This window comes from Polynucleobacter sp. MWH-Creno-3A4, assembly GCF_018881885.1.
Classification (GTDB): domain Bacteria; phylum Pseudomonadota; class Gammaproteobacteria; order Burkholderiales; family Burkholderiaceae; genus Polynucleobacter.
Window position 1 is genome coordinate 454063 of the sequence record NZ_JACXSA010000001.1, and the last position, 25461, is coordinate 479523.

Below are 25461 nucleotides of genomic sequence, written 5' to 3' on the forward strand. Positions count from 1 at the left end.
GTCCATATTGTAAAAGTCTTAGCCTGATTTAGCTGGTAATTAGCCAAAAACTCTGCAAGTGGACATGAAAGTCAGTAAATGGGTGCAACTAAGCCCATTTAACTAAAATAGATTTTTTGAAAAATTTTGCTTTTGGAGACATGCCATGCGCATAGGAGTGCCACTGGAAACTAGGCCCGGGGAAACTCGAGTTGCTGCCACACCAGAAACCGTTAAAAAACTGATTGGCCAAGGCCACACTGTTGTCATCCAAAAAGATGCTGGCGTACAAGCAAGTCAGCCCGACTCTGCTTATGCAGCTGTTGGCGCCACAATTGGTACTGCAGCGGATGCCTTTGGTGCTGAAATTGTTCTGAAGGTCCGTGCGCCAGAGGCCGCTGAGCTGAAACAAATTCAATCTGGTAGCGTGCTGATTGGCATGCTCGATCCATTTGATAATGACAACATCGCAGCAATGGCGGCCCAAGGTATTACTGCGTTCTCACTAGAAGCTGCACCTCGCACCACTCGTGCACAAAGTATGGACGTCTTGTCATCACAAGCAAACATTGCTGGTTACAAAGCAGTGATGATTGCGGCTAATGAATATCAACGCTTTATGCCGATGCTCATGACTGCAGCCGGTACAGTTAAAGCTGCGCGCGTCTTGATTCTGGGAGCAGGTGTAGCGGGTTTGCAAGCAATTGCTACCGCTAAGCGTCTTGGCGCTGTGATTGAAGCATCTGATGTCCGTCCGGCTGCGAAAGAACAAATTGAGTCTCTTGGCGCTAAGTTTGTTGATGTTCCTTACGAAACCGATGAAGAGCGTGAGATTGCTCAAGGCGTTGGTGGGTATGCCCGCCCTATGCCAGAGGCCTGGATGAAACGTCAAGCCGCCTTGGTTGCCGAGCGCGCACAGCAAGCAGATATCGTCATTACCACCGCCTTGATTCCTGGTCGTAAACCGCCAGTTCTTTTACACAGCGACACCGTAGCCAATATGAAACCTGGCTCTATAGTGATTGATATTGCCGCTGGTCGTGGTGACAATGGTTCTGGTAACTGCCCTTTGACTCAAGCAGACAAAGTTGTGGACATCAATGGCGTGAAAATTGTGGGCTACACCAATTTAGCCAGCATGGTTGCTGCTGATGCATCCGCACTTTATGCGCGGAACTTAATCGATTTCATGAAATTGATTATTGATAAAGAAGCGAAGTTAGTCATTCCAACTGATGACGACATTGTTACTGCCTGCTTAATGTGCCGTGATGGCCAAGCCGTCCGTAAAAACTAATAGAACATTCATAAGAAGGAATCATCATGGATCTCGCTGCTTTTCAAAGCATCCTTACCGTCCAAAACATCACTGTGTTTGTACTAGCCATCTTTGTTGGCTATCACGTTGTTTGGAACGTCACTCCTGCCCTGCATACCCCTCTAATGGCAGTGACTAATGCTATTTCTGGAATCATTATTGTGGGTGCACTTTTACAAACCGAGGTAATAGGTGGCGATGAAATCACCCTCACCAGCATTATTGGCGCAGTTGCCGTTTTCCTCGCATCTATCAATATTTTTGGTGGCTTTATGGTCACGCGGCGCATGCTAGAAATGTTTAAGAAAAAAGCACCGAAGGCAAATGCGGCTGATGTAGCCAAATAAATAGAACAAGATCTATAGAGACCCAATCATGTCAAACATAACCGCTATTTCCTATCTCATTTCATCAGTGCTATTTATCCTCGCACTACGTGGCCTGTCATCACCTACCACTTCACGCCAAGGTAATACCTTTGGCATGATTGGCATGTTTTTAGCTGTCATTACCACTTTCTTTATTCCTGATTTCAAGCCAGCGGTCTCGTTAATTGCTGCTGCGGTTGTAGGCGGAGCAATCATTGGAACCATTGCAGCCAAACGTGTACAAATGACCAAGATGCCAGAGCTAGTTGCTTTGATGCACTCTTTTGTGGGTTTATCAGCAGTCTTAATTGCTATTGCAGCGGTATTTAATCCTGCGCATGACCATACTGGCGCCCAGAAAATTGAATTATTCATTGGTGCATTTATTGGCGCAATTACATTTACCGCCTCAGTGATTGCTTTTGGAAAACTCTCCGGCAAAGTCAGCGGTAAGCCAGTCAGCTTCTCAGGCCAACACTTATTGAACTTGATATTGGCAGTCGCCATGGTGGGCGGGGGCATTGCCTACTTTATGACCGACAGTCATGCTGCTTTCTTGGCTATGTGTGCAATTGCATTGGTTCTGGGTGTAACTTTAATCATCCCAATTGGTGGCGCAGATATGCCCGTGGTTGTTTCTATGTTGAACAGCTACTCCGGTTGGGCGGCCGCAGGAATTGGCTTTACCTTAAACAACCCTGTTTTGATTATTGCAGGTGCTTGCGTAGGATCTTCTGGCGCAATTCTGTCTTACATTATGTGTAAAGCCATGAACCGCTCTATTTTGGCAGTCTTGCTTGGTGGCTTTGGTGCAGAAGCTGCTACAGGCGGTAGCGATGATGGTAGCCCCAAGAATTACAAAACTGGTTCACCAGAAGATGCCGCCTTCCTAATGGAAAACGCAGATACAGTCATCATTGTTCCAGGCTATGGCTTAGCAGTTGCTCGTGCGCAGCATGCTCTTAAAGAGTTGACAGAGAAATTGACTCATCATGGCGTTACTGTGAAGTACGCAATTCACCCTGTAGCAGGTCGTATGCCTGGCCACATGAATGTACTTTTGGCTGAAGCTGAAGTTCCTTACGATCAAGTGTTCGAAATGGAAGATATCAATAGCGACTTTGGTCAAGCAGACGTAGTGTTAATTCTGGGCGCAAACGACGTTGTTAACCCAGCTGCACGTACTCCTGGTAGCCCAATCTTCGGTATGCCGATCTTAGAAGCATTCAAAGCCAAAACCATTATTGTGAACAAGCGCTCAATGGCAGCGGGTTATGCTGGCCTCGATAACGAACTCTTCTACATGGATAAAACCATGATGGTCTTCGGCGATGCAAAGAAGGTGGTTGAAGATATGGTCAAGGCTGTTGAATAGGTCGTTTACTTAGGACGATAAAAAAGCTGCCAGTGGCAGCTTTTTTATTTCCTCAAACTACTTCACTTTTGAGTTTGTTGTGCCGGAAGTGAGGTTTGCTGACTTACTGGCGGCAACGCATTTGGTTGGGCTGCAGGAGATGGGCTCCCATCTGGCGTCAATGAAATTACCTGAACCACATAATCATTGCTGTCATAGCTAACTTCATATGCTACTAAATTACCATCGGCAATCGACTCTACGGGTGTAGTGATAATCTCTGCAGCTCCCAAAGTCATGACATCCGCCACACCCTCAGCGAAGGCACGTCCAGCTTTTGCTTGCCCACTATAACCCTGAGTAAACCGAAAAATTTCATACTTTTGTCCATTGCGAACTTCACTGGATACCGGCTGACCAAATTCAGCAATCAGGAAGGCTCTTGGGGTGCCTGGTTTAAATAGCCCAACATTTTTTTCAGTTGGCTGATGGGCTGCCATATAAACGGAACAGCCCCCCAATAAAAAGACCAAAGCGGCCATGAGAACTAATTTTGCAAACTTCATTACATACCTCGCATTGATTTTTCTGGAGTTAGTTTATTCGATAGTCAAAAGCATATAAAAAAACGCCTGGTCTTATGAACCAGGCGTTTTGATTTTCCACGGCTAAACAGCCGAAGGAATGGGCTATTACATCATGCCACCCATACCACCCATACCACCCATACCGCCCATATCAGGCATTCCGCCGCCAGCAGACTCATCCTTTGGCGCTTCAGAAATTGCACAGTCAGTAGTGAGCAACAAGCCAGCAACAGAAGCTGCATTTACCAATGCAGTTTTAGTTACTTTAGTTGGATCAATCACACCTTGGGCAACGAGATCACCATATTCACCAGTAGCCGCGTTGTAACCGTTATTTCCTTTGCTTTCCTGCACGGCATTCACAACTACACCAGCATCTTCACCGGCATTGCTAACGATCGTACGCAATGGCTCTTGCATAGCGCGTAATACGATGCTGATACCAGCATCTTGATCAGGATTGTCGCCCTTCAGGCCTTTGATGCCTTGCATTGCACGAATCAATGCTACGCCACCGCCAGGAACAATGCCCTCTTCAACAGCTGCACGAGTTGCATGCAATGCATCGTCGACGCGAGCTTTCTTTTCCTTCATTTCAACTTCAGTAGCAGCGCCAACACGAATCACGGCAACACCGCCAGCTAATTTAGCTACACGTTCTTGCAATTTTTCTTTGTCATAGTCGCTAGTAGCTTCTTCGATCTGAACACGAATATTCTTCACGCGAGCTTCAATTGCTTTAGCATCGCCAGCACCGTCAATGATGATGGTATTTTCTTTGCCAACTTCGATACGTTTTGCTTGACCCAAGTGCTCAAGAGTGGTTTTCTCAAGTGTAAGGCCAATTTCTTCAGCAATCACAGTACCGCCAGTCAAAATTGCAATGTCTTCCAACATGGCTTTACGACGATCTCCAAAGCCTGGAGCCTTAACAGCACAAGTTTTAATGATTCCGCGGATATTGTTCACAACTAAAGTTGCCAAGGCCTCACCTTCAACATCTTCTGCAATGATCAACAATGGACGACCAGACTTGGCAACTTGCTCGAGTACTGGGAGTAAATCACGGATGTTAGCAATCTTCTTGTCAAACAAAAGTACGTATGGGCTTTCCAATACGGCAACTTGTTTCTCTGGTTGGTTAATGAAGTAAGGAGAGAGATAGCCACGATCAAACTGCATTCCTTCTACCACTTCTAGCTCATCTTCTAAAGACTTGCCATCTTCAACAGTGATAACACCTTCTTTGCCTACTTTTTCCATTGCTTCTGCAATGCGCTGACCAATACTGTGATCGCTGTTTGCAGAAATCGAACCTACTTGAGCAATTTCTTTTGTAGTGGTGCAAGGCTTGCTGATTTTTGCAAGCTCTTCGACTGCAGCTGTAACAGCTTTATCGATACCGCGCTTCAAGTCCATTGGGTTATGGCCTGCAACTACGTATTTCATACCTTCACGTACGATAGACTGAGCCAACACAGTAGCAGTAGTAGTACCGTCACCAGCGATGTCAGCGGTTTTGGAAGCAACTTCCTTTACCATTTGCGCGCCCATGTTCTGGAGCTTGTCTTTTAATTCAATTTCTTTTGCTACTGATACACCATCTTTAGTGATGGTAGGGCCGCCGAATGAACGCTCAATAACAACGTTTCGACCTTTTGGTCCGAGAGTTGTTTTTACTGCGTTCGCAAGAATATTTACGCCTTCGACCATCTTGGTACGAGCGTTATCTCCAAATACAACGTCTTTTGCTGCCATGATTGAATTCCTCTCTTAAATACCGAAATTACTTCTGTACAACAGCCATGATGTCTTCTTCGCGCATTACGAGAAGCTCATCGCCATCGACCTTAACTGTTTGACCTGCATATTTACCAAACAAGACGCGATCGCCTACTTTGACGTCAGGTGCATTTAATTTGCCGCTGTCATCACGCTTGCCTGGACCCACTGCCAAAACTTCACCTTGATCAGGCTTTTCTGCAGCTGCGTCAGGAATGATGATTCCGGAAGCGGTTTTTGATTCTTGATCCAAACGCTTGATGATTACGCGATCATGTAAAGGACGCAAATTCATCTCTTCTCCTATGTTAGTAAGTGTTAACTAATTAAAAATCTATATAAATCAATTGATTACATCCTCATTACACGGAATATCGGTGAAATTTACGAAGAAATTTCGCTTTTAGCACTCGCGTGTAGAGAGTGCTGATTATATAGGTCTGATTACAAGAATTTCAAGGGTAGATCCCTCCAAATTCTTGTGGATTTGACCAATCTTTATAATTGGGACAGGTTAGTAGGTCGTTTCCTACAAATAAATCAGCCTTAAGCCCTTACCCCTCCAATCCGTCCTGCCTAGACTGGACAGTCACCGATTGGAGAATGCTGATGAGCCCGAAATCCCGGCTGTACACGCTTGTAAAGGCATGGAAGAACAAACCCTTCCAAGAAGTCCGCGACGCCTCTGGCGCGCCCTGGCTTGGTATTAGTCACCAAGCTCTCGAAGAGCACCAATCCTGGTCCAAGCGACAAGCGATTAGCCACGAACCCATCTTTAACTGCAAGGGAACAAAACTGACCGGATCTTTATTTAGACCACTATTAGAAGCCTCTGACATGCAATTACTACGCATGTTCATGGAAGGCCTAGATACGATTTCTTACTGGTATCGAAGCGGTCGCTTCATACCCGGCATTTTGCCGGTGCCATCCCATGCAATTATTTCCAGCGACTATATCGATGCATTGAGTGATCTCATTTTGAACTCTCGTCTACCCGTCGGACTGGTTGGCTTGGGAATTTCTACAGCTCCCAATCCAGAGAATGCTGATGCATACAAAGAGGGTTTACAGCGAATGAGACGACTAGGCGTATTACTCCATTTCATGAACTTCTCTGGAAGAGAGGATGAATTGCATTGGATAAGTCAAATGCAAATGGAAGGGATTCACATCGATATGCGTCAGTGCCGAGAAAAGATGATTTCTGATGCAATGGTTTCCCATTTACGACTGTCGCCTTATTCATCAACCAAAATTTACGCGAGCCATGTGGGGCTAGTGAAAGATCTAGAAAACGCATCCCTAATACAAGTTGATCATTGCTATGGGGGCTTGATGATGTCACCACTCAGTCGGCATCAGATGCTGCAAGTCAATGACAGCCGTATCGCTAAAGCTATTTATTCGCTGCACCCTCATCCACAACCAAACCAAAACGGAGACAAGTAATGAGAAAACGCGTGATGTTGGTAGATGACCATCCGGCTATGCTGATGGCTCTAAAAAGTATGTTGCAAGACCAGTTGCTATTTGAAATAGTTGGGCAAGCCCAAAATGGCGAGGAATGCCTTAGATCTATGAAGGAAATAAATCCCAATATGGTGATTCTTGATCTGGACATGCCTAAGACTGACGGCTTTGATGTGATTCGTCGAATCGGACTGATGCACCCAGACGTTCGTATGCTCGTTTTATCAAGTATGGATGAAGCTGTATATGGCGGCAGAGTTCGTTCGTTGGGCGGCCACGGATTTGTGAATAAGACAGCTGGGGCAGATGTCATCTTAGCAGCCTGTGTTGCCATCTCACAAGGCTATAACTTTTTTACACACGGAAAAAATGGTAATAGCTCATTGAGTGATAACGAAAAGTTAGCCCTTATCTCTGATCGTGAATTGCAAGTCATGAAATATCTTGGTAAAGGCAATACCAATCAGCAGATCTCCGACATGCTTCACATTAGCAATAAAACGGTTGCAACCTATAAAACTAGAGTCTTTGACAAATTAGGTATCAATAATATTGCCGATCTGATCTTATTTTGTCGCATGAACAAGATTATCGAAAGCTAAAAGACATATGCATCGATTGATCGCTTTCGGCTCTCTTCTGATTTACTCTGTGATTAATGGAGTAAGTGGGGAGGCGTTTGCGAGCCCCATGGGTCAAGAAGAACAGCGATGGATCGATGCCCATCCGAAAGTTCACTATAGTATTCATGAAAAATATACGTCTTACTTGCAAGCTGGTGATGACCACAATGAGCCTGGAGTCTTTCATCTTTTCTTGAAAAAACTGGGCCAAACCACTGGACAGGACTTCATTCCCAGGTGGAGAGCAACAGATCAGGAAGGCCTGGAGCAATTAGCGAATGGTGAAGTTGACTTCATTATTGATCCACCTATCTTTGATGGCGAATATCTCAAATATGCATCACTATCAGAGACTCTCTTCTGGGGCCAAGATGTCATCCTCAAAAAAGCACTTAAGAAGGAAAAGGTGATTGATGTAAGCAATATTGCGTACTTTGATCGTGGCTATGAAAATCCACCTCAACCTATTCATCCTCAGGCAAGCATCTCTAAGAGTGCAGAAGGACTGGCATTAGATCTTCTCAAAAATGATATCGAGGCCTTAGTCCTTCCTATTCGGCTGGCCAAACAACTCATAAAGCAGTTTAATTCGACCGATCTTCAAATTGAGGGGCCATATAGTCATGAACCTTTTGAATATCGGTGGCTCATTTCCAATGAAGATCGAGCGTTGCATGGAATCTTAAGTCACTTTCTAGGCAATCTAGACCCCATAGAGTCTGGTCAACTCTTTTCAATTTGCAATAGCAGCATTCAATCCAGAACGCATAGCCGCATCCATTCTCTGTCCTGGCTATCAACCATAGTAGTGCTTTTTATTGGCAGCCTCTTACTCTGGCGTATGTACAAAAGACAATGTATTCAGAAGCAAGAGGCGGCAGCTCTCATTTCCTCGATAGAGCATGCTGAGAAGGCTAATGCTGCTAAGTCTGAATTCCTAGCAACGATGAGCCATGAAATTCGTACACCAATGAATGCGATCTTGGGTGTTCAAGAACTTTTATTGGCCAGTAGAAAATTTTCTGATAATGAAAAATCATTGCTGAAGAGTGCCCATACTTCAGCTGAGTCCTTGTTGGGAATCTTAAATCAAGTCCTCGATCTTTCAAAAATTGAAGCGGGAAAACTGACCTTGAATTTAGAGCCTTGCTGCCTCAATACCCTAATTGATGAGCTGGATTCTGCATTCTCAACACTAGCCAGAAAACAAAAATTGGTTTTGCATACCTCAAAAGATTCCCGTATTGCTCCAGTGCTAATGTTAGACGCCCTACGATTACGTCAAATTTTGCAAAATCTACTGAGCAACGCCATCAAATTCACGAATCATGGCGAGATCTATTTTTCAATTAGCGTGTTAGCAGATGATCATGCAGGCCAATTAATTGAATTTAGAGTGATCGATACTGGTATTGGAATGGGTAGCGAAGAAATTGAACTGGCCTTACAAGCCTTTGAACAAATTCCGGGACAGAGCGAGCAAAACGGGACTGGCCTAGGCTTAACCATTACCAATCATTTGGTTACATCTATGGATAGCCAACTGTATTTTGAAAGCGCGCCTGGTTTTGGGAGCAATATTCATTTTTGCATTGCGTTTCCCCGCACAAGTATTGCCGCATCTAAAAGGCCGTTTATTGACAATGCATCTCCATCTAGAAAATTGGTATCTCAAAAACCAGGGCTAGAAAATAGCGCACTGCAAGCTTTGGTAGTCGAGGATCATCCGGCCAGTCGCCAAATTATTTCTCTTCAACTTCAGGCTCTCGGGTTTGTAGTAACAGTATGCGAGAGTGCCAGTGCGGCCTTGCAATTTATTTCAGAAAAATCCTATGATCTTCTGTTGACTGACCAATCTATCCCGGGAATGCTAGGATCTGATTTAGCGAAAACTATTCGTGCCTTGGGCTATCGTGAGCTCATTATTATTGCTATCACAGCAGATATTTATGCTCTTGACTCTCGTCACCAGTTTTTGGCTGCTGGCATGAATGGTGTTCTGATTAAGCCGCTAAGCTTAATGACGCTTGAAAATGAATTAAGCCGTTTTTTCACCAGTCAATGTAGCTTGGATGCTGACGAAGGCTCTGCCCTAACGGAAGAGTATTCATTTGACGCATTTGCCAATCTCTTAAAACAAAACCCAGACCATATCGTCGTGATCTTAGATGAAATTCGGAAAGTCCATGATGAAGCTCTAGATGCACTCAAGAATGAATCGATTGATGAGTCCGATTTGGCTAGCATGCTCCATAAAATCAAAGGGGGAGCCCAACTGCTTGCTGCAAAGAACTTTGTGGAACGTTGTGAGTGTTTAGAAAAAATGGGGCCTTTACCAGAAAAAATTGCTTCTTTCATCACGTTATTAGAAGAACAAAACCAAATCATTACAAGATACCAAGCAAAATATGCTGGCTCTTAGATAATTAGATTGTTTTACCTGCTTGCGCTGTAGGTTTATCCTATGGGCAATGAAATCATTTTTTCAGCGCCTCTTATCTATTGCTGCCTCAGCAATTTGGCTAGGGATTTGTCTCTTTGCGCGGAATGTAAGCGCCGAAGAACTCAATTCTCCCCAAATCCCCCAAGCTGTAATGACTAGTCTAGAGCGTAGTCAAATCCCCAAAGAGGCTGTAAGTATTTCTGTAGTTGAAATTGAACCTAGTCGCACAGGAAAGTTTCTAGCGAAGAATGTATTAGATTGGCGCTCAGATGTTGCCATGAATCCAGCTTCAACAATGAAGCTCTTAACTACCTTAAGTGGCTTGGATATTTTGGGGCCCCAATATCGTTGGCGTACCAATGTCTACACTGACGGAGTTATTCGTCAAGGCGCACTAAAGGGAAATTTGTATCTTCAGGGAACGGGAGACCCCAAACTCATCCCCGAGGAGCTTGTCAAGATGATGAAATCTTTGCAAGGGCTTGGCATACAAAAAATAGATGGCAATTTATTCTTTGACCGTAGCGCATATGCTTCCAGCGTAATGGAGCACAATACCATTGACGGCGAATCTCTGAAGGCCTACAACGTTCCGCCAGATCCTTTGCTCTATGCCTTTAGAACACTTGCTTTCCAGCTAGGAAAATCTCGAACTGCTGACTTTATTGATATCTCTTATACCCCAGCACTCTCACAACTAAAGATCGACAATCAACTCCAACTAGTCGATCGATCCTGTGATAACTGGAAAAGCAATATTCGCTTTAACCTTAGCCCAGATAGCGAGGGCAATACGAATCAACCCCTCATTGCACAATTTTCTGGCGCCCTTCCAAGTACTTGTCGGGGGGTGAACTACAACGTAGTTGCACTAGATGCCAACACTTTCTTAACCCAGGGATTTGCTGCTGCCTGGGAATTATCTGGCGGTTCCTGGGTTCAGCCCCCTCTGGGCAAAGACGGCACCGTTCCATTGGCAGCAAGATTACTGCTGCAATTTGAGGGCATCAATCTTGCAGATGATGTTGTCGATATCAATAAGTACTCTAACAATGTCATGGCACGCCAACTGTTACTTACCTTGGCGCTAGAGAAAATGGGCAAGCCAGCCACTACTACTAATGGACAATTGGTGATTCTGAGTTGGCTGAAAAAAAATGGTATGGATTTTCCAGATCTGGTCATTGAAAATGGTTCAGGCCTCTCACGCAATGAAGCGATCTCAGCATCACAAATGAATCAACTCTTGATCGCCGCTCGCAATCTATCTGTTGGAGAAATTTTCTACAACAGCCTGCCTATTGCTGGAACTGATGGCACGATGAGAAATCGCTTGATGACCCAATTGCGTAAATTTCTACACTTGAAGAAAAAACCGGAAGTCAGAATGAAAACTGGCTCACTTGCTGATGTACGTGCCATCTCTGGATACGTTGTTAGTAAATCCGGAAAAATGTATGCAGTCACCTCGTTCATCAACCACCCCAATGCCTGGCGAGGGCTAGAGGCTCACGATCAATTACTTTCGTGGCTCTTAGAGGATGGGCCAGAACCAAAACACGCACGCTGAAGACGATCTCTCACGCCATCCCACTCTTCACCCGTTGGTGGCTCAGGAAAAAGAATTAAATCCCAACCCTGCTGGTCTAAATCTCTGAGTGTGCGATACAGCTTGCTAGCAAAACTGGCAGGGTCGCTAGACACAATGATCTCCGACACATCAATAGAAGGATGATCTTCCAAAACTAGTGAGGATTCAGAATCCCAAACAGCTACAGCAACACGCGATTTAATATCTGGAAATTCGCTCAAAGCATCCAAGGCGCGACCCGGCGCATATAGAATAAGGGGCGTAGTTGGGGCATAGTGCGCCTTCAAGCTTCCAGAAACTCTGGGGACATCTGCGCCTTCATCGCTTTCATTATTTTGAAGATGAAGTTGACCAGGCAGATAAACATGAACACCTGTTTTAAACAAAATCTCTTTAGGAGTAATGACACCGGGGCGCAATAAAATTGCTTTATCACCTGACGAAAAATCAATGATGGTGGACTCAATTCCAACTTCGCAATCCCCACCATCCAAAATCATCAAATCCAATATTCCTTCAAATTCATTACGCACATCGGCAGCGCTAGTTGGCGATACCTTGCCAAAACGATTGGCTGATGGAGCAACAACAGCACCCTTAAATTTTCGCAATAGGGCTTGAGCAATAGGGTGTGCAGGCGCGCGTATGGCAACAGTATCTTGCCCGCCAGTCAGCGCATTCAAGACACTTTTTTCTTTTTTAAAGACCAAAGTTAACGGTCCCGGCCAAAAGGTGTTGATTAATTTCAAGGCATCTTCAGGAATATCTCTAGCCCAAGGAGCCAATAAAGGGATCCAATCTATCTGCGGCACATCAAATTGATTAGCGGCAGCAATATGAACAATTAATGGATGATCAGCAGGCCTGCCTTTTGTAGTGAAGATCTTCTGAATCGCCTCAGGATTTTTGGCATCGGCTCCCAGGCCGTATACGGTCTCTGTTGGGAATGCCACTAGACCACCATCACGAAGGGTCTGTACTGCCTCATTAATCACTGCAGATGATTGCAGTGGCGTACTGGCTGAAGACATTCTATGGCTCGATACCTAATTCCGCGGCAACGGCAGCACAATTTTGACGTGCTTCATTTAAAGCTTCACCCAAGCAATTAATGTGACCCATTTTTCTACCGATGCGCGGTGCTGACTTACCGTAGAGATGTAACTTTGCATCAGGGTGTGCCAAGACTTTATTCCAAGCAGGCTCTTTAGCATTCTCTTCGCTACCTTCAAACCAAAGATCTCCTAGGAGATTTAACATCGAAACCGGCGCTAGCTGTCGAGCATCGCCTAGCGGTAAGCGCGCCATTGCTCGAACTTGCTGCTCAAATTGACTCGTGACGCAGGCATCCAAGGTGTAGTGCCCTGAATTATGTGGGCGGGGCGCAATTTCATTAGCCACAATATCGCCGTTCTTGAGCACAAAGAATTCAATACAAAGAACGCCAACGTAATCAATCTTCCGAATTAATGCTTTGGCCGCATCAATAATTTTCCTCTCTTGCACGGGCTTTAATGAGGGCGCCGGAACAGTAGATGTATGCAAAATACCATCGCGATGAATATTTTGTGCGACTGGATAGGCTACTACTGCATCGTCGTAACCACGCACTACCAAAGCAGAGACCTCGAAATCCAAATCCATCCGCTTTTCGAGAACACAGGGCACGCGCCCAAAATTATTCCATGCAGAAGCCAATTCTTCAGCATCATAAACAGTGGCCTGCCCTTTACCGTCGTAACCCATGCGTGCAGTCTTCAGTATTCCTGGGAGCAAATCTTCTGGAACATGTGCAATATCGGCATCATGCTCAATGACAAAATTTGGAGCGGGGCCAATATTGGTCTCCGCCTTCCAAGTTGCTAAGAATTTTTTCTCTGCAATGCGATTTTGGGCAAGAGAGACGCAACTACTTCGAGGCGCCACAAAAACCCCTAGAGACTCCAGCTCATCTAAGGCTTGTGCTGGAACATTTTCAAACTCAGTACTTACCGAGGCACATAAGGATGCCATTTCTTTTAAAGCAGCTGAATCTGTGTAATCTGCTTGAATGCATTTTTCTGCAATTGAACCAGCTGGGCTATCAGGACTAGGATCTAAGACGCACACTTTATAGCCCATAGCTTGTGCAGCTTGAGTAAACATACGCCCCAGTTGACCGCCACCCAAGATACCTAAATATGAACCCGGCAAAATGGGCTCTAAATACTCTGCCATGTATTAATATCCCGGCAAATTCATGGAGCGTGCAGTATCAGACTGCTTACTGCGAAACTCCTCTAGACGTTTTGCCAAGTCTGCATCATGGAGAGCAAGGCCAGCAATCACGTGCAAAGCAGCATTTGCTGCACCTGCCTCACCGATAGCAAAAGTAGCGACTGGTACTCCCTTTGGCATTTGGACTATCGAATACAAAGAATCTTCGCCACGCAAATATTTGCTGGCGACCGGAACCCCATAAACAGGAACAATGGTTTTAGATGCCAGCATACCCGGCAAGTGGGCTGCGCCGCCTGCACCAGCAATGATGGCTTGTAGGCCATTAGCTCGTGCCTTTTCAGCGTACTGGAACATATCATCAGGCATGCGATGTGCAGATAGGACCTTGGCTTCATGCGCAATACCAAATTGCTCGAGCATTTGAGCAGCATGCTGCATAGTGTCCCAATCTGAATTAGAACCCATCACTATTCCGACTATTGGCTTCTTGCTCATTGCTTCTCCGAATACCTTAAATTCTTCTAAGACCTCTATTATCCCTGAGTTAGACGGCTGAGGGCTTCACGATACTTTTGGGCGGTTTTTTCAATAACTTCAGCAGGTAATTTGGGAGCTGGCGCCGTCTTAGGCCAAAGTTTGCCATCTACCATGGCAGTTTCAAGCCAATCACGCACAAACTGCTTGTCATAAGAAGGTGGGTTTGATCCAACGTAATAGGTCTCCGCCGGCCAGAAGCGAGAAGAATCCGCTGTCAGAATTTCATCCATCAAAACTAATTGGCCCGCATCATCTAAACCAAACTCAAACTTGGTATCAGCAATAATGATTCCCCGAGTAGCGGCGTACTCAGAAGCCTCTTTATACAAACGAATACTCACTTCGCGGATCTGGTTGGCCAATTTCTCACCAATCAGTTCCACCACCTTTTCAAATGAAATGTTTTCATCATGCTCACCCACTTCTGCTTTAGCAGCAGGCGTGAAAATCGGCTCAGGTAATTTTTGCGCATTCTCTAGACCATCAGGCAGGGCAATTCCACAAACCTTGCCAGTCTCTTTGTAATCTTTCCAACCACTACCTGCTAAATAACCGCGTACCACGGCCTCAACCAAAATTGGCTTCAAGCGCTTGGCAACTACTGCACGTCCCTGGACCTGAGAGACCTCTTCTGCAGTAACCACGGATGTTGGATCAATTCCAGTTAAGTGGTTTGGAATAACTTTGGCCAACTTATCAAACCAGAAATTAGCCATTTGATTCAGAACGACCCCCTTCTCGGGAATCGGGTCACCCATCACCACATCAAATGCAGATAAGCGATCAGTAGTGATCATCAATAATTTGTCATCACCGAGCGCGTAAACATCACGCACCTTACCCTTAGATAACAAAGGTAATGACTGAATAGAAGTGGCATACAAAGCTGGCATTGTTAAATCACTTCACAATCTGAGCGAGTTTTCCGCTTTTATAAAGTTCTGCCATCTTCTCTAATGGAATGGGTTTAATTTTGGATGCTTGACCTGCTGAACCAAAAGCCTGAAAGCGTGCAATACAGACTTTTTTAGCTGCTTCACGGGCAGGCTTTAAATAATCGCGTGGGTCAAACTTACTAGGATTCTCAAATAGATAACGGCGAATCGCTCCTGTCATTGCTAAGCGAATATCGGTATCAATATTGATCTTACGAACGCCATTTTTAATACCTTCTTGAATCTCTTCTACTGGCACGCCATAAGTCTCTTTCATATCGCCGCCAAATTCTCGAATCTCTGCAAGTAATTCTTGCGGAACACTAGATGAGCCGTGCATGACCAAATGGGTATTCGGAATACGCGCATGAATTTCTCTAATGCGATCAATTGCCAAAATATCGCCAGTGGGTTTCTTGGTGAACTTGTAAGCACCATGACTGGTACCAATTGCGATGGCTAAAGCATCGCATTGGGTAGCTTTCACAAAATCAGCAGCCTGCTCAACATCCGTTAACAACTGCTCTCGAGTCATAGTGCCGTCTGCGCCATGGCCATCCTCTTTATCACCCTTCATTGTCTCGAGTGAGCCTAATACTCCCAACTCGGCCTCTACAGTGACTCCAATGGAGTGAGAAAACTTCACTACCTCTCTAGAAACATCTACGTTGTATTCATAGCTCGCCACAGACTTTCCATCAGCCTCTAAAGAGCCGTCCATCATGACACTAGTAAAGCCACTCTTGATTGCTGCCATACACACAGCTGGACTTTGGCCATGATCTTGGTGCATGACGACTGGAATATGCGGATAGGCTTCAACAGCAGCAGAAATTAAATGGCGTAAAAAGGCTTCACCTGCATATTTACGTGCACCGGCAGAGGCCTGCATGATCACTGGGGAATCAGCTTCATGAGCCGCCTCCATAATTGCAGTGACTTGCTCTAAATTATTGACATTAAATGCCGGTAAACCGTAACCATTCTCAGCAGCATGATCCAAGAGTTGACGTAAAGATACTAAAGCCATGATGTTCTCTTTGTTAATAACGTTAATAGTAGTAATTCAATATTTCAATGTAATAGGTAGATGAAAAAATTTAATTGGTTTTCACCTGGATAATTTTGAGGCTGTTGGTACCGCCCGGTTCGCCCATTGGCTCGCCTGAAGTTAATACCACTGTATCGCCCTTTTTAATTGCACCAGCTTGCTTTAAACACATTTCTACTTCTTGCAAAGCAGTATCCCGATCGCGGCTGTAGTCCAAACCGAGTGGGGTGACATTACGGTAGGTGCTTAAAGCACGTTGCGTAGCAATCTTCGAAGTCAAAGCAAAAATGGGTACATGAATATTGTGTCGACTCATCCAAATTGCTGTTGATCCAGAGTCAGTCAGAGCTGCAATCGCATTGGCATTTAAATGATGAGCGGTAAATAATGCACCCAATGCAATGGTCTGATCAATTCGAGTAAAGGTTTGGTCCAAAAAGTCCGTGTCCAATTGGACTCGATAAGACTTCTCTGCCTCTACGCAAATCTCTGCCATCGCTTTGATAGTTTGTACTGGGTACAAGCCTGTGGCAGACTCCGCAGAAAGCATCACTGCATCTGTGCCATCTAGCACAGCATTCGCCACGTCACTGACTTCAGCGCGTGTTGGCACTGGGGCACTGATCATTGACTCCATCATTTGAGTAGCAGTGATCGTAAACTTATCCGCCTCACGTGCCCAAGCAATCATTCGCTTTTGTAAAGCGGGTACAGCAGCATTCCCTACTTCGATCGCTAAATCACCACGGGCCACCATAATGCCGTCACTCTCCGCAATGATGCTTTTGAGGGCATCTGGCTCAATAGCTTCGGCGCGCTCTACTTTAGCAATGGTTTTTACCTTGCCCACTCCATACTTAGCGCTTGCAGCATCTGCCAGCTTACGGGCATAGGCCATATCTGCACCATCTTTAGGGAAGCTAATCGCCAAGAAGTCGACGCCCATCGCAATCGCTGCATCTAAGTCAGCAATGTCTTTTTCAGTCAAGGCTGGAGCAGTTAAACCACCACCAGCACGATTAATGCCTTTGTTATTAGAAAGTGGACCGCCTTGCTCAACGAGAGTAAAAATTTCTCCACCTTTAACGCCTTCAACACGAAGTACAACTAAACCATCATTTAATAGCAGACGATCGCCCGGCTTCACATCATTTGGTAACTCTTTGTAATCAAGCCCTACACGCCCTTGATCACCCAAGTGACATGCAATATCTAAAACAAATTTTTCACCTTCTTTGAGGAGGATTTTGCCTTCAGCAAATTTACCCACACGAATTTTGGGTCCCTGCAGGTCAGCCATAATGCCCACTTCTTTACCTACATCCGCAGAAATACTTCTCACCAAATCATGACGAGCTTTGTGATCTGCAACCGTACCATGTGAAAAGTTCAGGCGCACAACATCAACGCCCGCACGAATCATGTCACTCAATACCTCAGGCTTTTCGGATGCCGGCCCCAGAGTGGCGATGATTTTGGTTGCTCTTAGCATGATTAGTCTTTCGCCCGTTCGGCCAGTACTGCAAAGGCTGGTAAGGTTTTGCCTTCAAGAAACTCTAAGAAAGCGCCGCCACCAGTAGAAATGTAATCCACTTGATTTTCAATACCGTATTTTGCGATTGCTGCCAAAGTATCGCCGCCGCCAGCGATGGAAAATGCGGGCGAATGAGCAATAGCAGCGGCGAGCATTTTCGTGCCGCCGCCAAATTGATCAATCTCAAATACTCCTAATGGGCCGTTCCAAACAATCGTGCCTGCATGCGCAAGCATGATGGATAAGCGTGCTGCAGTCTTCGGTCCAATATCCAAAATCATGTCGTCCTCTGCCACTTGGTCAGCAGGCACCCGGTTTGCACGCGCTAAAGGTGATAGTTCATTCGCTACAACAACATCCTCAGGGATCGGAACATGAGCGCCACGCTTTTCCATGAGCTCCATAATTTCTCTGGCTTCTTGCACTAGATCAGGTTCAGCAAGTGATTTACCAATTGGCAGACCTTTGGCAAGCATGAAAGTGTTGGCAATTCCGCCGCCAACAATCAGTTCGTCAACCTTATCAGCCAAGGCTTTAAGGATAGTGAGCTTCGAAGAAACTTTAGAGCCTGCAACAATTGCTACTAGTGGACGCTTCGGACTTGCCAATGCTCGACTTAATGCATCCAATTCAGCAGCCATCAAAGGGCCAGCACAAGCTATCGGTGCAAACTTAGCAACCCCATGAGTAGTTGCCTCAGCACGATGGGCTGTACCAAATGCATCATTGACATATACATCACACAGAGCGGCAATCTTTTTTGCTAGCTCGTCGCTATTCTTTTTCTCACCCACATTTAAACGGCAGTTTTCTAGAAGCACTACTTCCCCTGGCTTCACCTCAAAACCGCCATCAACCCAATCACTAATGAGAGGCACTTTGCGATTCAACAAAGTAGCAATGCGATCAGCTACTGGGGCCAAACTATCCTCAGGTTTAAATTCGCCTTCAGTCGGACGGCCTAGGTGAGAGGTGACCATTACTGCTGCGCCAGCATCCAAACATATCTGCACTGCAGGCATAGAAGCCCGAATGCGGGTGTCTTCAGTAATATTTCCCGCTTCGTCTTGGGGGACGTTGAGATCAGCGCGAATGAGAACCCGTTTTCCCTTTAATTGGCCTGATTGGGCTAATTCACTTAAACGCTTAACTTTGAATAAGGTATCCGGCATGAGATTGAGTAAATAAGGTGGTTTATTGGGAATACTCCATTCTAAATCGTCCAGCCCTCCTACCCAAGGGATCCGGGCCATCAAACCGCCCCGCCTGCTCTACAATAGGAGCTTAGGCGCATTTCCGGTCTAGGGCACTTAAACCCCAGACTGGATGCCGCGATTAACCAGATACAAAAAAGGTAGAGAAAATGTCGATGTCCGACCGCGATGGCTTTATTTGGTCCGATGGGAAGCTAATTCCTTGGCGTGAGGCCAATATTCACGTCCTCACCCACAGCCTCCATTACGGCATGGGCGTATTCGAAGGTATTCGAGCATACAAAACGCCTCAAGGAACGGCCATTTTCCGCCTCCCAGAACACGTTAAACGCCTCTTCAATGGCACCAAAATCTTCCAAATGAATATGCCATTCAGCCAAGAAGAAGTCACTAAGGGGATTATTGACGTCGTGAATAGCAACAAGCTCGAAGCTTGTTATATTCGCCCCATTATCTTCATTGGCTCGCAAAAACTGGGCATCTCCCCGAAAGGCAACTCCATTCATACTGCGATCGCAGCCTGGGAATGGGGCGCTTATTTAGGCGAGGATGGCATCAACAAGGGTATTCGCGTTAAAACCTCCTCATTTACTCGTCACTTTGTGAACTCCTCATTAGTGCGCGCTAAAGCTTCTGGCTATTACATCAACTCTATTTTGGCTAACCAAGAAGTCACTGCCAACGGATATGACGAAGCCTTGTTGCTAGACACTGAAGGCTATGTCTCTGAAGGATCCGGAGAAAACATTTTCATGGTGAGTGATGGCATTGTTTATACGCCAGATCTAGCATCATGCTTAGATGGCATTACACGTGACTCTATTATTGAGATTGTGAAAGATCTCGGTCTAGAGTTACGCGAGAAACGCATCACACGTGACGAAATCTATTCTGCAGATGAGGCATTCTTCACTGGTACCGCAGCTGAAGTAACCCCGATTCGCGAGCTTGATGATCGTACTATCGGCGATGGCAAGCGTGGTCCAATCACTGAAAGAATTCAGAAGGCGTATTTTGATGCTGTTTATGGCAGAAATGATAAATACAAATCTTGGCTCACCTACGTGAAATAATTTCTTTTAGTATTTAGGAATAGCATATGACTCAAGCTCAAGTAGTAATGGTAGATGGTAAAGATCTCCCATTACATTGCCCAACGAATCAAACACCAACCTGGAACTCTCATCCACGGGTTTTCTTGGACATCACCAAAACCGGGGAAGCAAAGTGCCCATACTGTGGCACTGACTACAAACTCATTCCCGGCACTGAGCCACACGGACACTAAGCCTCATCGGCGCCTATCAATTGGCGCTGAGTCGGGATACAACATATGCAGAGTATTCTGATCATCGCCCCAAACTGGATTGGGGATGCTGTTACCACCCAGCCACTTCTAGCCGCACTTAAAGTTCAGTATCCAAAATCCAAAATTGATGTCCTTGCTAGCCATTGGGTAGCTCCAATCTATCGCGCTTGCTCAGAAGTTGATCACGTGATTGAAGCAAAGTTCGAGCATCAAAAACTGCAATGGAGTCTACGCAAACAATTGGCTAAGGAGATTGAGTCTAAAAACTATCAAGCCTGTTTTGTATTACCTAATAGCCTTAAGTCTGCTCTCATTCCTTGGCTGGCTAATATTCCATTTCGTATTGGCTATCGTGGTGAATGCCGTTTTGGCCTGATCAATGTAGCGCTTGATAATCCCAGCAAAGTGAATCGCCCACCGATGGTGGAACACTACTTAGCACTCAGCCATCTCCTTAAAGAAGGTGAGCTAGCCACTTCGGTCAAGCTAACACCCAAGCTCAATATCCCGCAGATAGCAAAACAATTAGTAGAAAAAAAGATGCAGGATCATGGTGTCAATCCTGACTCTATTTACGTACTGTGTCCCGGTGCAGAATATGGCCCTACTAAGCGCTGGCCTACCGACCATTTTGCAAAGCTTACAAAGCTTTTATTAGCCGAAAATTCTAGTAATCAGGTGATCTTATTAGGCGGTAAAGGTGACCATATTCTTGCCCAGGAAATTACATCCCAAGTGGGAGCTGCAGACAATCTGCAGAACTGGTGTGGTGAAACCTCGCTAGATGAAGCGATTGCCCTAATTAGCATGAGTAAGGCCGTCATCAGCAATGATTCGGGCTTAATGCACATTGCAGCAGCTCTCAATACTCCTCAGATTGCTATCTTTGGATCCAGTGATCCAGCCCATACTCCACCCCTTTCCAATAAGGCTAAGGTGATCTGGTTGAATATGTCTTGCAGCCCATGCCATAAAAGAGAGTGTCCTTTAGGCCACTTACTGTGCTTAAAAGACATCCTGCCGGAACAAGTATTCGCTACACTCAACACCTTGTAGTAATTTCTCAGGAAAAGTGAGCTATGTCCAAACTTGCCAGACTCTTTCATAATGCAGATGAAGTAGTGGATGCTTGGCGCGATGCATTGCGTCATCGGGATGTACAAAGCGCCTTAGATATTTGGCTTGATGATGATTCCATTACTTGCGTACTTCCCGAAGGTCACCGCTTAAGTGGGCATGCTGAAATCCGCAAGGGTCTAGAACGTTTACTCTCTAAGCAGCCCTTATTTCTTGAGCCAATTGCTTGTATTAGCCACACTATCTTGGGTGCTGCGGTATATGACACCACAGAAGCAGTTCACCTCAGAGCAGATCAAGTAGAGGCTGAGTTTTTTCTTAATATCACCTTGGTCCTCCTGCAAGATAGTCAAGGTTGGCGCATCGCCCATTTACACGCAAGTCGCTCTACCGAAGAAACATTTGACGCTCCGTCAACACCACACGGACTGCATTAATCATCATCATGGATGAGCAAGTATTACGATCGCTCATCAAATGGCCTAATGTGCCAGATTGCTACGGCTGGCTTGCTTTAGATAGAAGAGGTCAATGGCGCATGCGGGATGAATTTGCGCAGCAACATCAATTACCAGGACAAGTCATTAATCATCAGGGATTAAAAGAATTTATCGCTAGAAACTATGCCAGCGATGATCAAGATAGATTCTTTTTTCAGAATGGTCCACAGCGAGTCTTTATCACCCTTGATGCTACGCCCTGGATAGTACGGATCAACTCAAATAATGAGGGTTTACAGTTCACTACTCAATGCCACAATACGATTGAACCACGCGCAGCATTCAGTGATGAGCTTGGAAATATCTACATCGCTGGCTCAATATATCCAGCGCCCTATAAAGAGCAGAATGCGTCGTCATTTACCCATGGAGCTCACATGAGCGTAGCGCTCTTACATGATCATGACTTAGATCAATTTTCTGAATTAGCAAAATTGCATCAGGCTGCCTGTAGTTTTGCTGGCACTTGGACTTGGCAAGAAAAGCAGCTTCCACTGGACCCGATACACTCCGATGAGCTGGCTAGTCGCTTTCATTTCATCCCAAAACCAAGCAATCAGAGCAGTGTTTAGCTCGGTAACTTACCTTGCTCCTTGAGTTCATCTCGGTATTGCCTTTGCATTTCACGTAAGCGGGCATCGATACTAGAGCCTTGATAGTAATCAGAGTCGCTAGCCGTGCGAGCGATCTTTAATTGCTCAATTGCAGAGGGCCATGCACCCTCCAAGGCATATTTTTCACCCAATGCGAAATGACGCATTGCTACATTTTTAGCCTGATCATAGGCCTTAGATAATAAAGTCCACCACACAATTTCATTTGGCTGTAAGCGGGTACGAGCCTTGAGCCAAGTAATTGCATCATTGGTACGCCCTAATGCCAACTCGGCATTAATCATTGCCGCCCCGGCTGCATAAGATTGAGGATACGCGCGCAAGGTGGTTTGCGCAATTTGTAATGCCTCTTCTCCTTTACCTTTAGCTAAAGCCAATTCAGAGGCAGTGATATCCAACGATAGGCTTTGCCGCTGAATTGGTGAGCCTGGAGCACTAGCAGTCTGAGCAAGATTGCGCGCTTGCTGCAAATAAGACTCCGCTTGATCTAGCTTTCCTTGGCGTTGCGCAATAAGAGCCAAACCATAGAAGCCCTCCATTTGCTTGCCAACTTGAGGCTGTTTACTGAGACTCTCAAAGGTATTTTTAAGATCATATAGGCCACTGGAAGTTCCAGACTGCTCCATCCGCGCTCTTGCTTTGATGAAATAAAACTCTACTGAGGTTGAAACATTTCGCGAGGCAACAGTTCTAGCTCGATCTTGCATGTCTGCTATACGATCCGTTGTTAATGGGTGGGTACGTACATAGGAAGGAACCCCTTTATCCATTATTCCCGTAGCTTTTTGCAAGCGCTGAAAGAAACCAGGAGCACCATTTACGTCATAGCCACTTGCATCTAGAATCTGAAAGCCAACTCGATCAGCCTCACGCTCTGCATCCCTCGAATAGGAGAGTTGATTGTCAACGGCGAGAGCTTGACCACCCTGGATTAGACCAGCACCTGCGGAAGGGTTGCGAGACATGGCCAAAGCACCAAGTACCATTCCCGCAATAGCAATCATTGTGTTGGTTGATTGCTTATCCATCTGGCGAGCAAGATGGCGCTGCAATACATGCCCAGTTTCATGACCCATCACTGAAGCCACTTCGGAGTCCGTCTCTGCACTGACAAGCAAACCCGTATGAAAGCCTATAAACCCACCCGGTAAAGCAAATGCATTGATACTGCTATCTTTAACCGCAAATACTTCAAAGTTATAAGCGCCACTCCCTTGCTCGTTAGCCCCACCAAGTTGCAGTTTTTTTGCAGCCTGCAGTAAACGACGCTCCATCGTGTTGAGGAAATCATAGATAGGCAGATCATTGGAATAATCTGGATCGGGTCTGATCTGACGCATGATCATCTCGCCATATTTACGCTCATCGATGCGGCTTAACGAATCGCCGCCAGGATCACCCATATCCGGCAAAATAATATTAGGCTGACTTCTTGAGGTATTTCGAGGGGGTAATTTTGAAGATTGCGCCTCGGGAGATTGCATGGCCCTGCCGATATTCTGTATAGCTGCGGAATTACCTTCCACGGATACATCTCCAGCAGGCGCTGCTACAACTGGGATAGCCCCATAGGAGGTCATGGCCAAAATCAGCTGTATTGCCAAAACTCGATGCCCAAAAGAGGTTTTTCTCAGAAGCTTTATATCCTGCATCCCTATATGGTAAAACTTATCCCATGAACAAACTAACTCATTTTGATGACAGTGGGCAAGCCCACATGGTAAATGTAGGTGATAAAGCTGCCACGCACAGGGTGGCCATTGCAAGCGGCAAAATCAGCATGCTTCCCGAAACCTTCAAGATGGTGGGGGCAGGCGCCCATAAAAAAGGTGACGTGCTTGGAATCGCCAGAATTGCAGGTATACAGGCATCCAAGAAAACGGCTGACCTAATCCCCCTTTGTCACCCATTAGCTTTGACCCATGTCAGTGTAGAGTTTGAAACGAACTCAACAGACAGCAGCATTAACTGTAAAGTCCGAGCAGAAACTACAGGGCCCACTGGCGTTGAAATGGAAGCCCTTACTGCGGTGCAAGTCGCCCTTCTCACAATCTACGATATGTGCAAAGCAGTAGACCGCGGCATGGTGATGGGTGGCATCAAGCTACTTGAGAAGAGTGGGGGTAAGAGTGGGGGTTGGAATATAAAAGAGTAGTTGATAATAAAGCCAGGGGTTACCAAACATTCAAACCTTTCTTACCGCCCACTTTTTTTAGACCAATGAAATCGGTAAAACTAACCCTCAATATCATATTTAAAATTTAATATTCCCATAGAATGCATACTTTTTAGAGCCAAATCTGCTGAACGCTCCCAAGTATAGTGAGTGCGAATTATTTGACTTGCCTGCATCGCCACTTCCACATTTTCTTTGTAGCCCTCCATAATCGCTTGTAGACTTTTAGAAATACTATCAATGCTTGGGTTGGCCCAACTCCCATAATCAGAGTTAGTGGGTGGCCAGTAACTCTTAAACTCAGCATCTAAAATTTTTTCCAACTGATAGTCAATTTCAAAAAACTTGCCTCGTATAGGCTTAAGGAACTCAGTGTGCCCACTATAAAAAGTAGAGGCGACTGGAAGCCCACAAGCTTGGGACCCATATAAGGTCAGCATACTCATACAAGTTTGCTAGATATTCCTGCGGCAATTTATCTGACTCAAAAATAGCCCAACAAATATTAAAACCTTTGGCAGATTTAATTGCTGGGTGCTGCCAAAACCAAATATTTATATCGTCAAGATTAGATTGAGCTACCGCCGATTTCAACTTATCTAGATCAAATGGGTCTACTTCTTCTATATATTTACCAATGTAATAGAATTTCTTAAATGCATCCGACAATTCAGAAAAAAATGTACCTACACCCAAATGATTTCTTTGGCCAAATAATGAAATTTTCATTTAAATCACTTAGTAGAAAAATTATTGAACATTAAGTAAAGCCATGA

General features: G+C 45.3%; 26 protein-coding genes. 13 read left to right on the forward strand and 13 right to left on the reverse strand.

Annotation, left to right across the window (positions count from 1 at the left end):
- Positions 1–145: 145 nt before the first annotated feature.
- The 3 genes from IEN92_RS02145 to IEN92_RS02155 are packed head-to-tail and all read left to right on the forward strand — an operon-like array spanning position 146 to position 3040.
- A complete protein-coding gene (locus IEN92_RS02145; RefSeq protein ID WP_216160163.1) occupies positions 146–1276 on the forward strand; it encodes a Re/Si-specific NAD(P)(+) transhydrogenase subunit alpha in 1131 nt (376 codons plus the stop codon).
- A 26-nt stretch (positions 1277–1302) separates the two neighbouring features.
- Entirely contained in the window at positions 1303–1644 is a 342-nt protein-coding gene (locus IEN92_RS02150) for a proton-translocating transhydrogenase family protein (protein ID WP_215373937.1), read from the forward strand.
- Positions 1645–1672: 28 nt separating this feature from the next.
- The gene (locus tag IEN92_RS02155; RefSeq protein ID WP_216160165.1) at positions 1673–3040 is read left to right on the forward strand and encodes an NAD(P)(+) transhydrogenase (Re/Si-specific) subunit beta; all 1368 of its coding nucleotides are present in this window, start codon (positions 1673–1675) and stop codon (positions 3038–3040) included.
- A gap of 62 nt (positions 3041–3102) precedes the next feature.
- On the opposite strand, the gene IEN92_RS02160 is transcribed toward IEN92_RS02155, so the two are convergent.
- The 3 genes from IEN92_RS02160 to IEN92_RS02170 form a co-directional block, all read right to left on the reverse strand.
- Complete coding sequence (locus IEN92_RS02160) at positions 3103–3585, reverse strand: hypothetical protein (RefSeq protein ID WP_216160167.1); 483 nt, start codon at positions 3583–3585, stop codon at positions 3103–3105.
- A 126-nt stretch (positions 3586–3711) separates the two neighbouring features.
- A complete protein-coding gene (gene groL / locus IEN92_RS02165) occupies positions 3712–5364 on the reverse strand; it encodes a chaperonin GroEL (protein WP_215373942.1) in 1653 nt (550 codons plus the stop codon).
- 28 nt (positions 5365–5392) lie between these two features.
- Positions 5393–5683, reverse strand: coding sequence for a co-chaperone GroES (locus IEN92_RS02170; protein WP_087909492.1), 291 nt, complete (start codon positions 5681–5683; stop codon positions 5393–5395).
- Positions 5684–5997: 314 nt separating this feature from the next.
- Here IEN92_RS02170 and IEN92_RS02175 point away from each other — a divergent pair, with 314 nt between their 5' ends.
- The 4 genes from IEN92_RS02175 to dacB are packed head-to-tail and all read left to right on the forward strand — an operon-like array spanning position 5998 to position 11497.
- Positions 5998–6840 (forward strand): diguanylate phosphodiesterase, encoded by an 843-nt coding sequence (locus IEN92_RS02175; protein WP_216160171.1) that lies wholly within the window; start codon positions 5998–6000, stop codon positions 6838–6840.
- Positions 6840–7463, forward strand: a complete 624-nt coding sequence (locus IEN92_RS02180; RefSeq protein WP_215373945.1) for a response regulator transcription factor — start codon at positions 6840–6842, stop codon at positions 7461–7463. Before IEN92_RS02175 ends, IEN92_RS02180 begins: the two co-directional genes overlap by 1 nt.
- Positions 7464–7470: 7 nt before the next feature.
- Complete coding sequence (locus IEN92_RS02185) at positions 7471–9906, forward strand: ATP-binding protein (RefSeq protein WP_216160173.1); 2436 nt, start codon at positions 7471–7473, stop codon at positions 9904–9906.
- 49 nt (positions 9907–9955) lie between these two features.
- Entirely contained in the window at positions 9956–11497 is a 1542-nt protein-coding gene (gene dacB, locus IEN92_RS02190; RefSeq protein ID WP_216160176.1) for a D-alanyl-D-alanine carboxypeptidase/D-alanyl-D-alanine-endopeptidase, read from the forward strand.
- Here the strand turns inward: dacB and IEN92_RS02195 are convergent.
- From IEN92_RS02195 to IEN92_RS02225, 7 genes are all read right to left on the reverse strand, one after another.
- Positions 11443–12549 carry an L-threonylcarbamoyladenylate synthase gene (locus IEN92_RS02195; protein WP_216160179.1) on the reverse strand — a complete coding sequence of 369 codons (1107 nt, stop codon included), beginning with the start codon at positions 12547–12549 and terminating at the stop codon, positions 11443–11445. The genes dacB and IEN92_RS02195 overlap by 55 nt on opposite strands.
- Position 12550: 1 nt before the next feature.
- Complete coding sequence (locus IEN92_RS02200) at positions 12551–13735, reverse strand: 5-(carboxyamino)imidazole ribonucleotide synthase (protein WP_216160182.1); 1185 nt, start codon at positions 13733–13735, stop codon at positions 12551–12553.
- 3 nt (positions 13736–13738) lie between these two features.
- Positions 13739–14233 (reverse strand): 5-(carboxyamino)imidazole ribonucleotide mutase, encoded by a 495-nt coding sequence (gene purE, locus IEN92_RS02205; protein WP_216160185.1) that lies wholly within the window; start codon positions 14231–14233, stop codon positions 13739–13741.
- Positions 14234–14271: 38 nt separating this feature from the next.
- Positions 14272–15168 (reverse strand): phosphoribosylaminoimidazolesuccinocarboxamide synthase, encoded by an 897-nt coding sequence (locus tag IEN92_RS02210; RefSeq protein ID WP_216160188.1) that lies wholly within the window; start codon positions 15166–15168, stop codon positions 14272–14274.
- A 7-nt stretch (positions 15169–15175) separates the two neighbouring features.
- Entirely contained in the window at positions 15176–16240 is a 1065-nt protein-coding gene (gene fba, locus IEN92_RS02215) for a class II fructose-bisphosphate aldolase (protein WP_215373958.1), read from the reverse strand.
- Positions 16241–16310: 70 nt separating this feature from the next.
- A complete protein-coding gene (gene pyk, locus IEN92_RS02220; RefSeq protein ID WP_216160191.1) occupies positions 16311–17753 on the reverse strand; it encodes a pyruvate kinase in 1443 nt (480 codons plus the stop codon).
- A gap of 2 nt (positions 17754–17755) precedes the next feature.
- A complete protein-coding gene (locus IEN92_RS02225) occupies positions 17756–18967 on the reverse strand; it encodes a phosphoglycerate kinase (protein ID WP_216162099.1) in 1212 nt (403 codons plus the stop codon).
- 191 nt (positions 18968–19158) lie between these two features.
- On the opposite strand from IEN92_RS02225, the gene IEN92_RS02230 reads away from it, so the two are divergent.
- From IEN92_RS02230 to IEN92_RS02250, 5 genes are read left to right on the forward strand one after another with little or no spacing between them, the layout of a single operon-like run.
- Positions 19159–20082: a branched-chain amino acid transaminase gene (locus tag IEN92_RS02230; RefSeq protein ID WP_216160193.1), complete on the forward strand. Its 924-nt coding sequence runs from the start codon at positions 19159–19161 to the stop codon at positions 20080–20082.
- Positions 20083–20108: 26 nt separating this feature from the next.
- A complete protein-coding gene (locus IEN92_RS02235; RefSeq protein WP_216160196.1) occupies positions 20109–20297 on the forward strand; it encodes a zinc-finger domain-containing protein in 189 nt (62 codons plus the stop codon).
- A gap of 45 nt (positions 20298–20342) precedes the next feature.
- On the forward strand, positions 20343–21374 hold the full coding sequence (waaF, locus tag IEN92_RS02240) for a lipopolysaccharide heptosyltransferase II (RefSeq protein ID WP_216160199.1): 1032 nt from the start codon (positions 20343–20345) through the stop codon (positions 21372–21374).
- A 23-nt stretch (positions 21375–21397) separates the two neighbouring features.
- Complete coding sequence (locus tag IEN92_RS02245) at positions 21398–21832, forward strand: nuclear transport factor 2 family protein (protein WP_215373968.1); 435 nt, start codon at positions 21398–21400, stop codon at positions 21830–21832.
- Positions 21833–21840: 8 nt separating this feature from the next.
- Complete coding sequence (locus IEN92_RS02250) at positions 21841–22467, forward strand: DUF2946 family protein (protein ID WP_216160202.1); 627 nt, start codon at positions 21841–21843, stop codon at positions 22465–22467.
- On the opposite strand, the gene IEN92_RS02255 is transcribed toward IEN92_RS02250, so the two are convergent.
- Positions 22464–24161: a M48 family metalloprotease gene (locus IEN92_RS02255; RefSeq protein ID WP_216160205.1), complete on the reverse strand. Its 1698-nt coding sequence runs from the start codon at positions 24159–24161 to the stop codon at positions 22464–22466. The two genes, IEN92_RS02250 and IEN92_RS02255, sit on opposite strands and share 4 nt — an antisense overlap.
- 23 nt (positions 24162–24184) lie before the next feature.
- Between IEN92_RS02255 and moaC the strand changes: the two genes are divergently transcribed.
- On the forward strand, positions 24185–24664 hold the full coding sequence (moaC, locus tag IEN92_RS02260; RefSeq protein ID WP_216160208.1) for a cyclic pyranopterin monophosphate synthase MoaC: 480 nt from the start codon (positions 24185–24187) through the stop codon (positions 24662–24664).
- Between the two features lie 80 nt (positions 24665–24744).
- Here moaC and IEN92_RS02265 read toward each other — a convergent pair whose 3' ends face one another.
- The gene (locus IEN92_RS02265; protein ID WP_216160210.1) at positions 24745–25131 is read right to left on the reverse strand and encodes a hypothetical protein; all 387 of its coding nucleotides are present in this window, start codon (positions 25129–25131) and stop codon (positions 24745–24747) included.
- Complete coding sequence (locus IEN92_RS02270) at positions 25067–25414, reverse strand: hypothetical protein (RefSeq protein WP_216160213.1); 348 nt, start codon at positions 25412–25414, stop codon at positions 25067–25069. Before IEN92_RS02270 ends, IEN92_RS02265 begins: the two co-directional genes overlap by 65 nt.
- Positions 25415–25461 lie beyond the last annotated feature (47 nt).